Here is a 12,719-nt window from a genome sequence, read left to right as displayed (position 1 = left end):
TATTGTTATGCAAAAATGCTCTATATTCTACACTTTTTTGCTTAATTTTTGTCTAAAGAGTATAGACTCTTTATGTGCTTGAAGTCCTTCTGCTTCTGCAAACTCCCCGCACTGCATAGATAGCCCAATCGCACCTTTTTGAGAAAATGCTAGAATGGAACTTTTTTTCAAGAAGTGATCTACACTCAAAGGTGATGAAAATCTTGCATTTCCCCCTGTTGGAAGTGTATGGTTAGGACCTGCAAGATAATCTCCTAATGCCTCTGGTGTGTAGTGTCCAAGAAAAATTGCCCCTGCATTTTGAATATGGGGGAGAATTTCAAAAGGTTGTTCAGTTAGAATCTCTAAATGCTCTGGTGCAATGAGATTCATTAAATCAATAGCTTCTTGTAAATCTGTTGTGACAAGAATCATCCCACGTTCACGGATTGAAGTTGTTGCAATTTCCTTGCGTTGAAGAGTGGGTAGAATTTCATCAATCTTTTGTGCAACAGCATTTGCTAATTCTTTGTGTGGCGTAATAAGAATTGAACTTGCTAACTCATCATGTTCTGCTTGGGAAAGTAAATCTAGTGCAAGGGATTCTATATCTGCACTACAATCAGCGATAACACCAATCTCACTTGGACCCGCAATCATATCAATATTAACTTCACCAAAAAGGAGTTTTTTTGCTGTTGCGACAAAAATATTTCCTGGACCCGTAATAACATCCACTTTTTGAAATTGTTGTGTTCCGTAGCCCATAAATGCAATTGCACTCGCACCGCCAATTTTATAAAAATGCTGAATATTGCAGATATGTGCCGCTGCTAGAAGTGTAGCATTGACTTGATTGTGTATAGCTGGTGAACAAACAATAATGTCTTTGACTCCAGCAACAATAGCTGGAATTGCATTCATTAATAAGGAGCTAGGATAAGTGGCTTTGCCACCCGGGATATATAAGCCTGCCCGTTGCATTGGAGTAACTTTCTGTCCTAAAATTGTGCCATCTTCAGCAAAGTCAATCCAACTTTTTAGTTTTTGCTTAGAATGAAAAGCGTAAATTCTATCATAGGCTAGATGGAGGGTATCCCTTAGGGATGGAGCAAGAGAGTCATAAGCTGTTTTCATTTCTTTTTTGCTAATCAGTATTTGATCTAAGGACTCAGGTTGCCAAGAATCAAACTGACTGATATGCCTTAAAATCGCAGTTTCCTGCTCTTCTTTAACTTCCCTCAAAATTTCATTGACGATGGGTAAAACCGATTCCATATCCATTTCACCACGTTTTAAAAGCTTATTAAAAGATTCATGAAAATGGGTATCAGAGGTTGAAATTTGGGTCATTAAAGGCATAATAAACTCCTTGAAAATATAAAGTGAGAAATTGTAGAGTATTTTGGACAAAAATACAAGGGATTCAAGAAAAATGTGAATATGTCGATAAAGTTTCATCTTTTTCTTATCTTTAAAATTAAAAATAACTTTAAAGTATTATGCTAAAATCATACTTGATGCTAGTTGTTTTAAGTTAGGAAGTTTAATCATTTTCTGTGATTATGTAATTTATTCATATGAGTAGAGGTTTTTTAGGCTGAATTAAAAAATAAGGAGTAACAATGAAAAAACAAGTAAGGTCATTGCAAGTTGGTATCCGCGAAGTTACTTTTGGTGAGAATGTAAGTATTGTAGAGCCGTGCAATTTGTATGAATGTGTATTAGGAGATGGTGTCTTTGTTGGCCCATTCGTAGAGATTCAAAGAGGTGTAAAAATTGGCAAAAATACAAAGGTTCAATCTCATTGTTTTATCTGTGAATTAGTTGAAATTGGAAACTCTTGTTTTATCGGGCATGGTGTGATGTTTATCAATGATTTGTTTGCAAAAGGCGGTCCTGCTGGTGGGGATCGTTTAGCATGGAAAAAAACCACTATCGGAGATTATGTGAGTATTGGCTCTAATGCGACAATTTTACCTGTGAACATCTGCGATGGTGCTGTGATTGGTGCTGGAAGTGTTGTTACGAAGGATATTTGTATAAAAGGAATTTACGCAGGAAATCCAGCAAAGTTACTTAGGAGATTGTGAATGCTATTTTATGTTTCATATAAGAATACCTTTCTTGTAATACACCTTAGCATTTTACAACCCCTTTTTATTTACTTGGCCAATTTTATTGCATATTTGCTTGGCTTAATGCCTCCTTTGCCATTTGGATATTTTGGGGAATCTTGCAAATTTTTGCACCCGCATTCTGCATTACTTTCGTTGTGTTTGCACAAGCATGTTTGACAAGCACAATATCCACACCTTTAACCATCTCTGCCAAAACCAAATGTCCATGAATATGGGCTTCTGTATCCTCATCTTCAGAATGCGAACAACCCTTTTCAGCTTCTTTGTTGCCTCGTGGGTTTGTACGCATCTCAAGTAAATCAAAGCTTTTAAACATTCCCTTTCCCTTCTGTTCAAAAATTGCAAAATAAGGGCTATGGCCTGTGTTTGTAAAAATTTTTAATCCATCATCAAAAACCGGTACTGCAATAATCATTTTTTTCCTTTTGAATGAATTTGTTTTGGAGTAACCAAAACTTCTTTGAATACTTCGCTGATCTGTGTAACTGGGATAATCTCTAAGGCATCACAGACTTCTTTTGGAATATCTTTTAAATCTCTCTCAAAATTCTTCTTAGGAATAAGAACTTTTTTAACTCCTGCTTTATGAGCGGCAATGAGTTTTTCTTTTAATCCTCCAATGGCCAAAACTTTCCCTCTCAATGTGACTTCGCCTGTCATTGCAACATTTTGTCTGATAGGTAAATCTGCAAGAATTGAGGCAATGACACTTGCCATTGCAATTCCTGCACTTGGTCCATCTTTTGGTGTTGCACCCTCTGGCACATGTAAATGTAAATCATAGAAATTATAAATTTCTTCTAATGCAACCTCATTTTGTTTTTGTATTTTTTCAATCATTTTTTGGCTATGTGGAGCTTTTGGAGTTTGGAGGATCCCTTCGTCAATCAAGCCTTTAACAACGCTTAGGGCAATTTTTGCAGACTCTTTCATAACATCACCCAAACTTCCTGTGAGTTGTAATCCACCCTTACCTTTAATTTTAAGTGCTTCAATTTTTAAGACATCGCCTCCTACACTTGTCCATGCCAATCCATTCACAACCCCAACTGTATCTTTCTTGTCTGCTTCGTCAATTTCAAAAACAATTTTATCCAAGAATGTGGGTAAGAGTTTGGGGGTAAGTGTGATTTTTGTGCTTTCCCCTTCATCAAGCAAGATTTTTGCAGATTTACGCATAATTTGAGAAATCCGACGCCTTAAATTTCGCACTCCAGCTTCGCGTGTATATTTTTCAATTATTTCTTTTAATGCAGTTGGTTGAATACTGACTTCGGAAGCAAGAAGCCCGTGTTTTTTTAGTTCTTGCGGAATGAGATATTTTTTTGCGATTTCAAATTTTTCTTGTGGAGTATAACTGCTCACTTCGATAAACTCCATTCTATCGCGTAACGGGGCAGGGATAGAGCCAACATCATTTGCAGTTGCAATAAAAATAATTTGAGAAAGGTCAATATTAAAATTTGCATAATAATCTCTGAATTCACTATTTTGTTCCGGGTCTAAAATTTCTAGCAAAACAGAGGTTGGGTCACCACGATAACTGCGTCCAACTTTGTCAATTTCATCTAAAACCATTACTGGATTCATTTCTTTAGCGTCAATAAGCCCTTGCACGATTCTTCCGGGCATTGCCCCAACATAGGTGCGTCGATGCCCTCTTAACTCATTTACATCTTCTAAACCTCCTAAAGCAATTCTAACAAGAGGACGTTTGAGGGCAGTTGCGATTGAATTTGCAAGGGAGGTTTTACCCACGCCAGGAGGCCCATAAAAACAGAGAATCGTCCCTTTTGAGTCCTTTTGGTTCTTGCCACGTTGGTTGAGAAGTTCGCGTACAGCAAAATATTCAACAATGCGTTCTTTCGGCTTCTCTAAAGAAAAATGATCACTGTTGAGTTGTTTACCTACTTCTTTGATGGATAGTTTTTTTGTGGAAGCTTTACCAAATGGGATTTCGAGCATCCATTCAACATAATTATGTAATACATTGGCATCGGAACTATCGGGGTGCATACGCGAGAGTCTATCGATTTGTTTTTTGATTTCTTTATAGGCTTCCTTAGATACATTTTCTTTGATGGATTCAAGCTTTTTACGATATTCTTCAATTTCCTCATCGCGTTGCACGTCGACACCCAATTCTTTTTGGATCTGTTTGAGTTGTTCTTTTAAGAAATATTCTTTATTGATTTGCTCCATCTTATTGTGGACTTTATGCTTAATTTCTCTTTGTAGCTTTAATGCCTCAATCTCTTCAATGATATAATCAACAAGTAAGAGTAGCCTCTCCTCTGCCTCTTCTTCGACAAAAATTTTATAGGCTTGGTCTTTTTTGAGTTTGATTGTGCTAGAAATGAGGTCGATAATGCGGTGTGGATCCTGATTTTCTTCAATTGTTCGCAATAAATCGGCAGGGAAGCTTTGGTTAAAATTTGCAAGAGTTTTGAGATTATCCTTTAATACGCTTAAAATGGCTTCAATGCGGTGCGGATCCCCGTTGCGTGCGGGTAAAATATCAATGATACCCACCAACGGATTTTCTCCGCGAAATTCTAAGATTCGCCCTCTTGCTAAACCTTGAAAAAGGAGCTTAACGCGTCCATCGGGCAGGGAAACCTTACGCATAATATTGCCAATGACTCCAGCATGATAAAAACTACCCATGGAGCGACTTTCTTCAGAACCACTTTTTGATGTAGTGATAAAGATTTTTTCTCCGTTTTCCATCGCATAATGAATTGCTTTTATGTTTGCTTCATCATGCACAAAAATAGGGACAATCATAAAGGGATACAGGAATATATTGTCCTCTATAAGGATGGGTAATTCTGTTGGAAAATCAGATTGTTGGGTATTTTCTTGTTCTATTTCTGTCATTTATGTTCCTTTCGGTATTTACCAGTTAAAAAGTTTGCGATACCATGCTATTTTAGCGGGTTCAGTTTTAATCTCTCTTACCCAAGAAAAGGGGAGTTCATTACGATAAATATCGGCTGCTTGATGAGCATCTCGCATATTATATATGCGTGCAATTTCAAGATTCATCGCTTGTTGTCCTAAGTAAAAATTTACGAGCATGGAATCTACCCATGCACGATAGGGTGACGAGGGATAACGTTTGTGGTATTCTTCAGCTTCAGCGATGCTTTCAAGTAAGAGCTGCTGATTGACATTCTCTCTTTCAAAAGCATAATAGTTCGCCTTAATTTTCATATAGGCGATAAATGGGCGATTTTGTGCATTACCGAATCGCTTGAGATATTCATCAAAATAAAAACCTGCTAAAATATATTCTTTTTCGTCCATGTGTGCATTGGCTAAAATCAACATTGCTTCTTTAATAAGTGGTGAATTGATGTGTTCACTTTGCAAGGAAGCAAGACGATCATCAGCCCCTTCTAAATTACCAAAGCGAATCTCTTTTAGCATAGATTCATACCAGTAATCGGCAGGCTTGTCGTATTCTGCCTCTGTTTGAGAGCAACCTATGAAAAGTAATGCAACAAAGAATACAGCAACAATTTTTTTCATAATCCTTTAGAACCTTGATGATAAAAATTTGCAACTTTTTCAAAAAACTCTAAAAAAGCGAGAGATTATACCGATTTAGTCATTATAATAGGCTAAGAGTTGCAAAGAAATTGATTTTTGTTGAATTCTAGGCTAGAATTTCAATAGCTTTTTGCAATCAAGGAGGAGCTATTTTAATAGCAAGAGGCTTTATTAAGGGTTTTTGAGATGAAAAATTCAATTTTTACAAGGGAGCATTTATGAATGAGGTGAAGTCTTTAGAATTTGAGGTGAAGTCGCCGATACTTGGTTTCGAAGATGTTGCATGCATGACATTGGAGAGGATTGATGATCTTTTTATGCGTTTGCGGAATCGTGATGCTGAAGCACCGAGTTTTACGATGGTAAATCCTTATATGTTGCGACAATACGAGTTCGAAATTCCTATTGCATTAAAAATTTTACTTGATATTCAAGAAAAAACGAATTTGCTTGTTTTAAATATGATGGTGATAACAAATCCATTAGAGAGATCTACCGTGAATTTTCTTGCACCAGTTTTATTTAATTTTGATAATAAAACAATGGGGCAAGTTGTATTAGAAACTTCTAGGTATCCGGCATATGGTATTGAAGAGCCGATATCCTCATTTTTTATTGAGGAAGGAGATCCTTCTGATTCTTGATTGGTAGTGGGGCTTTGTATGCAAAAAATTTACATTCTAGGTTATGGCAAGATGGCGGAGGCGATTGCCTTAAGCCTCTCTAGTTATACAGATTTTTCCCTTTGCATTGCAGGGAGAAATCAACAGAAGGCTTTGTGTCTTGCGAAGAAATGTGAATGTTCCAAAAATCAGATTGAGGTTTGTACAGGTGAGGATTTTTGCGGGCAAATTGCAAGGCAAGATTTTTTGGGTGAGGCGATCCTCTTATTTGCATTAAAGCCTTATGCCCTTTCTTCTGTTCGTATTAATGGGCATTTTAAAGCAGTCTATTCTATAGCCGCTTTTGTAACTTTAAAGGAGCTAGAGTTAGCCTTTAGTGCGGATTCTTTTGTAAGGGCAATGCCTAATATTGCAGCACGGCACAAAAAAAGTTTCACCGCCTTATATGCACATAAACAAGAAGAATTAGCAAGCAAAGTTTTTGGGTCTTGTGGGCAAGTTTTTTGGCTTTCGAGTGAATCAAAATTTGAAGCAGGTATGGCAATTTCAGGTTGTTCACCAGCGTATTTAGCGATGGTTGCAGAGTCGTTGAGCGATGCTGGAGTGAGGGAAGGTTTAAGTCGAGAGGAGTCCAATGCTTTTGTGAGAGGGCTTTTTGAGGGGTTTTCTGCCTTACTGCAAGAAACGCATCCAGTGTCCATTAAAGAGGAAGTTTCAAGCCCTTCAGGCACAACAATTGAGGGGGTTGCATTGCTTGAGTCGCGTGCATTGCGTTCAGCATTTATTGACGCAATTCATGCTGTTATCCAAAAAAGTCGTTCGTGAATTCATACCTTAAAGTTGTTGCTTTGATTGGTGCAACTGCCACAGGGAAAAGTAATATTGCCTTAGAGGTTTATCGGCATTTACAGCAAGCAATGAGAAAAATTTTATTATTTTCTATTGATTCTTTATCTGTTTATAAAACAATTGATATTGCTTCCGCAAAGCCATCTAAAGAAGTTTTGCAGGAAGTTCCTCATTATGGTATTGATATTTTAGAACCTGATGAATTGTGCCATGCAGGAGTGATGATGGAAGCGTTAAAAGATGTCCTGCATATTGCTAAAGAAGAATCGGCAGGGTTGCTGATTGTTGGTGGAAGTAGTTTTTACTTAAAAAGTTTTTTGGAGGGCTTGTCTAATCCGCCTCCAAAGTTGAATGAAGCACAAAAATTAGAACTTAGGGACATTATTTGTCGGGGTGGCGGATATGCTTTTTTACAAGATATTGATGCACAGTATGCGGCGACTCTGAAACAGGGCGACACTTTTCGTGTTCAGAAGGCATTAGGAATTTATCTTGCAACATCGCAAACACCGAGTGAATATTTTTTATCTCATCAAAGACAATCTCCTATATTGAGGGATATCCCCATTTTTGAGATTGTCAAGGAACGCACAGAGATTGAGCAACACATTAAGGAGCGGACGGCAAAGATGCTAGAATCTGGCTTGATTGATGAGGTGAGTGCTTTAGCACAGAAATATAATAATATTCAACCTATGAAAAGTATAGGCATTAAAGAAACCCTTGAATATCTCTCTTGTCGTATTTCTTTGGAGGATTTGAATCAGCAAATTGTTATCCATACAAGACAACTTGCTAAAAGGCAATGTACATTTAATCGTACGCAATTTAAGGGATATCAAGTGTTTCGTGGCAATACGCAAGAAATTACACAAAAGATTATTCAATATTTTAAAGATGCAAAAAAAATGGGAGGATTTTTTGATGGCATCAAGTGAAGGATTTAAGGATTTTGTGCTTGAGCAACTCCATATGTGCGGGAGCGTTTATAAATTTAGTGCAAGAAAAATGTTTGGTGAATATTGTATCTATGTGCATGAGGGGATAGAGTCTAAAAAACCTATATTTTTACTTTGTAATGACACACTTTTTGTTAAAAAATACGAGGTTTTAGAAAAGATTTTAAGTCAGAATGAGCTTGGATTCGCCTATGATGGGGCAAAGGAGGGTTATATTCTTGATATTGAAAATCTTGAAGTGTTAGGGTCTGTAATAAAGATTCTCATACCCTTACTTCCCGTTCCAAAACGAAAAACGAAAAAACTTATTATTGAGTAGTGCAAGTAAAATCTATTATTTATTTATAAAAATAGGCATCAAAAAGTCTTTGTGGTGGTGCAGAATCGATAGTGCGGAGCTTATAGGCTACAGTACATTTTCCTTTGGAGTCAAGTTCTAAAATAATCATTGGTAAAATTTTGCGACATTGTGAAGGAATTTCAAAACGTAATGGTAAGCCAGTTAAGAATCGTTCGCATGGTGCGGTTTTGTCCATTCCAATCACACCATCCATACACCCACAAGCCCCTACATCACTTACGCTTAGTGTTCCATTCAGTACTTCTAAATCGTCAGTTCCAATATGTGTATGTGTACCAATCACAGCACTCACTTTTCCATTTAGGATGCAAGCAAGTGAACGTTTTTCACTTGTTGCCTCAGCGTGGAAGTCGACAATAATGTGCCGAATATCTTGTGAATGCAGGTGAGAGATAATTTCTTCCGCCATACGAAATGCGTTATCAACATGTGGCATACCAAAATGTCCCATTAAATTAATGACGGCTAATGTATGGGAGCAACATTCATAGAGTCCGATGCCACTACCAGGTAATGTTTTTGGGTAATTGTGGGGGCGCAAAACGCGTGAATCCCCTTTTAATAGCTCCATAATTTCTCTTTTGTCCCAAGTGTGATTACCACCAGTTAAAACATGAATGCCACTTGCAAACAGTTCTTGAGCGGAGCTAATGCTTAACCCAAAACCATGACTTGCATTCTCGCCATTCCCAATGACAAAATCCAAGCTATGTGCTTGCTTAATTTCTTGCAATCTTGCTTGAATAATTTGTCTAGCAGGTTTTCCGATAATGTCACCGATAAAGCCAATTCTCATAAGTTAATCTTTTTGCGGAGATATTCTAAAATAGCCTGAAGTAAGTCATCTTCATCACGACTATTTGCTTCAATTTGGTGCTTAGAATCATCAAGATAGAAAATCGTAATCTTTTGTTGGTAGTTTACAATCATTTTTATTTGCAATTTTTTTGCTAAAACTTTGATGGTAATGAGTTCAAGGAATTGTTTTGTGTAACGATCAGGTTGTCCAAATCGGTCAGAAATTTCTAATTCAATTGCAAGAATATCGCTTAATTCTTCACAAAGCGATAAGCGACGATATAAATCTAAACGCAATCTGTCTGAAGAAATAAGTTCCGCAGAGAGAAAACCACTAACACTAAGCTTTAAGTCAACACCTCTTTCTTCTATGCTTTTCTCTGAAGTAAATGAGTAAATAGCCTCTTCTAGCATTCTTAAATACAAAGCATAACCAATATTTTTAATATGCCCACTTTGTGCTTCGCCCAAGAGATTGCCACCGCCACGAATCTCTAAATCTTGATAAGCAAGAATAGAGCCACTACCTAGTGAAGAATGGGACTCCAAAGCGAGTAGACGTTTTTTTGCTTCTAGTGTAAGATGATCTTTGTTTGAAATTAAGAAATAACAAAATCCCTCTACATTACCTCTACCAACGCGTCCTCTAAGTTGATGTAGGTCCGCAATACCAAAGTGGTCACTTCCATCAACAATGATTGTATTTGCGTTTGGGAGGTGAATACCTGATTCAACAATGGAAGTTGAGAGTAGAATGTGGATTTTCCCTTCCGCAAATTCAAGCATAATATCTTCGCTTTGTTTCGCATCAACTTTGGAATGCAGAATGCCAATTTTAATACCTTTAATTAGGTCATTCAAATCTTGTGCGATATCTTGAATGGTGGCAATGTTATTGTGAATGTAAAAAATCTGTCCACCGCGCCTTAATTCCCTTTGTATGCATTCTTTAATGAGATTTTCATTGTACTCTCTAACGAAAGTGCGAACACCTTGCCTTTTTTTGGGTGGGGTTGTGAGTGTGCTTAGGGATTTAATATTTGAAAGAGCCTGATTCAGCGTACGCGGAATAGGGGTTGCACTCATAGAAAGTGTATGTAAATTTTGACTTAATTGTTTAATTTTTTCTTTTTGTTTGACTCCAAATTTATGTTCTTCATCAATAACAATCAAGCCTAATTTTTTGAACTTTACGCCTAAGAGAGCGTGTGTGCCAATAACAATGTGTGCCTCTCCGCTTTCAAGGAGTTTAAGAACACTATTTTTCTCTTTTGTGCTTAAAAAGCGATCAAGTCGAACAACCTTAATATTGTACTTTGAAAATCGTTCTTGTAGTGTATGAAAATGTTGTAAAACAAGAAGTGTTGTTGGGGCTAGAATAGCAGCTTGAAAACCGCTCATTACAGAAACAAATATTGCATTCATTGCAATTTCTGTTTTTCCAAATCCTACATCACCACTTAAGAGTCTATCCATCACTCTTCCGCTTGAAATATCGGTAAAAATATCGGCTATAGTTTCTTGTTGGTCGGGAGTGTATTCAAAACCGCTATCTGCTTGAAAAAGGAAAATTTCTTCCAAGCTTGTATTGAATTTCTCGCCGGCAATGAGTTCTCGCTTTGCTGCTAGAGCAACTATTTCTTCAGCAATTTCTAAAAGTCGTTTCTTAACCTTCTCTTTCATAGCTAAAAAAGATCCACTTCCAAGTCTATCTATAGCAGGCAGGCTACCTTTTTCTGCAATATAGCGGTCGATATAATTGAGGTTTTCTACCGGAAGTAAAAGGCGGTCTTCCCCTTCATAAGATAAAACAATAAAGTCCCTTAATGCACCCAAAACTTTTTCTTGCGAGATTCCTGAAAAAAGTGCAATTCCATAATCCTTATGCACGACATAATCGCCGACTTTCATTTCGTCTAAAATAAGGCTACTCTTGCGAATCTTGCGTTTTTGTGGAGTTGTATTGAGAGAAATGAAAACTTCTGTAGGTGTTAAGAAGTTAATATGAAGGGGTGCATAGATGAGGTTATAGGGGGAATTAAGAAGTTTATAATGACGAAAAATCGTTTCATTTCTTGCAATAATATGGATTTTTTTATTGGCATGGATTTGCAAAAAACTTTCTAATGCACCAATGCCAGCAGGAATTTTGAAATCCGTAAAACCTTCTTTTTGCACAATAAACGGCTTTGTGGATAGCATTTGTAGAATTTCTTTTTCTTGTTTTAAATGGGGAGGTAGTAGGGTAATTTCTGTTTGAATCTCCTGTTGTGCTTCTGTTGAGAGAAGAATTTTTTTGCCTTGAAAAATATATTCTGTCCACTCATTTTTTAAGTGCCAAAAACCAAGACTTGCTAAATCATGGCTCAAGCTTTCAAACTCTGATTGCTGAATTTCAAGCTGTAAATATTCATATTCTTCATGTGTGAGTGAGAGAAATGCAGCAGGAATGTAGAGGTGTGGAATCTCTTCTTTGGAACAAAGTTGCGTTTGCAAATCAAAGGAGCGAATAGACTCTAATTCCTGGTCAAAAAAACTCAAGCGATAAGCAAATGAATGAGCGGGTGGATAAATATCGATAATATCACCACGTACAGAAACTTCTCCTGCTGATTCAATAATTTCAACAAATTCATAGCCATAAGCTAGAAGTTGTGAGCAGAAAGACTTAAGGTTAATCTCCTGCCCAACCTCCAAGAATATCTCCTGCAAAAGTGATGGCTTTGGAAGTGGATATAAAACTGCACTAAAAGGGGTAAGAAGAATTTTTTGCTCTTTGCATTGATAATATTGTCTCAAGATTGCAAGGTTATTCTGAATCTCCTCTCGATAACTGCGTAAATCATCACCTCTTTTTGCACGAAAATCATTTAAGACAAATGCTTCGTAATGCAATAGCTGACTGATTTCTTTTGCTTTCTGTGCTTGTGTGTCATCGCTGAGAATCAAAATATCAAGTGTTGATTCTTGCAGATACGCATATAGCCCAGATTCAATCACCCTTTAAACCTTATATTCAGTCGTCGTTACTATTGTTTTGTGTTGGGGGAATGAAAGCATTACTTTCACCTTTAATGCGACTTTCACCAACAAAGAATCCCTCTCTTTCAATTACCAATTCATTGGTAATGACATGCCCATCAATGCGTCCATTAGGCATAACTTCCACTGTGTTGCAGTCTGTTGTGCCGTTAAATTTTCCGCTCACAATGAGCTTATCTGCTGTAATTTCACCCCCAACAACACCACCTTTTCCGATTGTTACATTACTACTTGAATGGATTTTGCCCTCAAAATTGCCGTCAATATGCAAATTGCATTCAGCAAGAATTTCACCCTTGATTGTTGTGCCTGCCGCAATAATTGTTGTACCATTGTGATTTGTGCTTACTTGCTTATCATTACTTGAAAACATTGCCATCTCTTTCTCCTTTTTTGGTTGAAATGAATTGTA

The 12,719-nt window shown here is 37.1% G+C and carries 12 protein-coding genes; 5 read left to right on the top strand and 7 right to left on the bottom strand.

The features are described from left to right. Window positions 1-27: 27 nt before the first annotated feature. Window positions 28-1,332 (bottom strand): histidinol dehydrogenase, encoded by a 1,305-nt coding sequence (hisD, locus tag CCZ01_RS04670; RefSeq protein WP_112052094.1) that lies wholly within the window; start codon window positions 1,330-1,332, stop codon window positions 28-30. A 272-nt stretch (window positions 1,333-1,604) separates the two neighbouring features. On the opposite strand from hisD, the gene CCZ01_RS04665 reads away from it, so the two are divergent. Next, entirely contained in the window at window positions 1,605-2,072 is a 468-nt protein-coding gene (locus CCZ01_RS04665; RefSeq protein WP_112052071.1) for an acyltransferase, read from the top strand. Window positions 2,073-2,157: 85 nt separating this feature from the next. Here CCZ01_RS04665 and CCZ01_RS04660 read toward each other — a convergent pair whose 3' ends face one another. Genes CCZ01_RS04660 through CCZ01_RS04650 form a run of 3 tightly spaced genes read right to left on the bottom strand, consistent with a single transcriptional unit; the run spans window position 2,158 to window position 5,654 of the window. Next, a complete protein-coding gene (locus tag CCZ01_RS04660; protein ID WP_112052070.1) occupies window positions 2,158-2,535 on the bottom strand; it encodes a hypothetical protein in 378 nt (125 codons plus the stop codon). Then, window positions 2,532-5,000: an endopeptidase La gene (gene lon / locus CCZ01_RS04655; protein WP_112052069.1), complete on the bottom strand. Its 2,469-nt coding sequence runs from the start codon at window positions 4,998-5,000 to the stop codon at window positions 2,532-2,534. Before lon ends, CCZ01_RS04660 begins: the two co-directional genes overlap by 4 nt. Window positions 5,001-5,018: 18 nt before the next feature. Next, a complete protein-coding gene (locus CCZ01_RS04650) occupies window positions 5,019-5,654 on the bottom strand; it encodes an outer membrane protein assembly factor BamD (RefSeq protein ID WP_112052068.1) in 636 nt (211 codons plus the stop codon). 239 nt (window positions 5,655-5,893) lie between these two features. Here CCZ01_RS04650 and fliW point away from each other — a divergent pair, with 239 nt between their 5' ends. From fliW to CCZ01_RS04630, 4 genes are read left to right on the top strand one after another with little or no spacing between them, the layout of a single operon-like run. Continuing rightward, window positions 5,894-6,319 carry a flagellar assembly protein FliW gene (fliW, locus tag CCZ01_RS04645; protein WP_112052067.1) on the top strand — a complete coding sequence of 142 codons (426 nt, stop codon included), beginning with the start codon at window positions 5,894-5,896 and terminating at the stop codon, window positions 6,317-6,319. A gap of 18 nt (window positions 6,320-6,337) precedes the next feature. Next, entirely contained in the window at window positions 6,338-7,123 is a 786-nt protein-coding gene (locus CCZ01_RS04640) for a pyrroline-5-carboxylate reductase (protein WP_146745217.1), read from the top strand. Next, window positions 7,120-8,085, top strand: coding sequence for a tRNA (adenosine(37)-N6)-dimethylallyltransferase MiaA (gene miaA, locus CCZ01_RS04635; protein WP_112052065.1), 966 nt, complete (start codon window positions 7,120-7,122; stop codon window positions 8,083-8,085). The genes CCZ01_RS04640 and miaA overlap by 4 nt, the downstream gene beginning before the upstream one ends. Continuing rightward, entirely contained in the window at window positions 8,072-8,425 is a 354-nt protein-coding gene (locus CCZ01_RS04630; RefSeq protein ID WP_112052064.1) for a transcriptional regulator, read from the top strand. Before miaA ends, CCZ01_RS04630 begins: the two co-directional genes overlap by 14 nt. A gap of 19 nt (window positions 8,426-8,444) precedes the next feature. Here the strand turns inward: CCZ01_RS04630 and CCZ01_RS04625 are convergent, their stop codons facing one another. Genes CCZ01_RS04625 through CCZ01_RS04615 form a run of 3 tightly spaced genes read right to left on the bottom strand, consistent with a single transcriptional unit; the run spans window position 8,445 to window position 12,686 of the window. After that, on the bottom strand, window positions 8,445-9,263 hold the full coding sequence (locus CCZ01_RS04625) for a TIGR00282 family metallophosphoesterase (RefSeq protein ID WP_112052063.1): 819 nt from the start codon (window positions 9,261-9,263) through the stop codon (window positions 8,445-8,447). Continuing rightward, complete coding sequence (mfd, locus tag CCZ01_RS04620; protein WP_112052062.1) at window positions 9,260-12,265, bottom strand: transcription-repair coupling factor; 3,006 nt, start codon at window positions 12,263-12,265, stop codon at window positions 9,260-9,262. The genes CCZ01_RS04625 and mfd overlap by 4 nt, the downstream gene beginning before the upstream one ends. Window positions 12,266-12,281: 16 nt before the next feature. Next, complete coding sequence (locus CCZ01_RS04615; protein ID WP_112052061.1) at window positions 12,282-12,686, bottom strand: bactofilin family protein; 405 nt, start codon at window positions 12,684-12,686, stop codon at window positions 12,282-12,284. Window positions 12,687-12,719 lie beyond the last annotated feature (33 nt).

The sequence above is a fragment of the Helicobacter monodelphidis genome (genome assembly GCF_003288845.1).
Lineage (GTDB): Bacteria > Campylobacterota > Campylobacteria > Campylobacterales > Helicobacteraceae > NHYN01.
The sequence above is the reverse complement of the archived record's forward strand: the minus strand, read 5'-3'. Positions and strand labels throughout refer to the sequence as shown.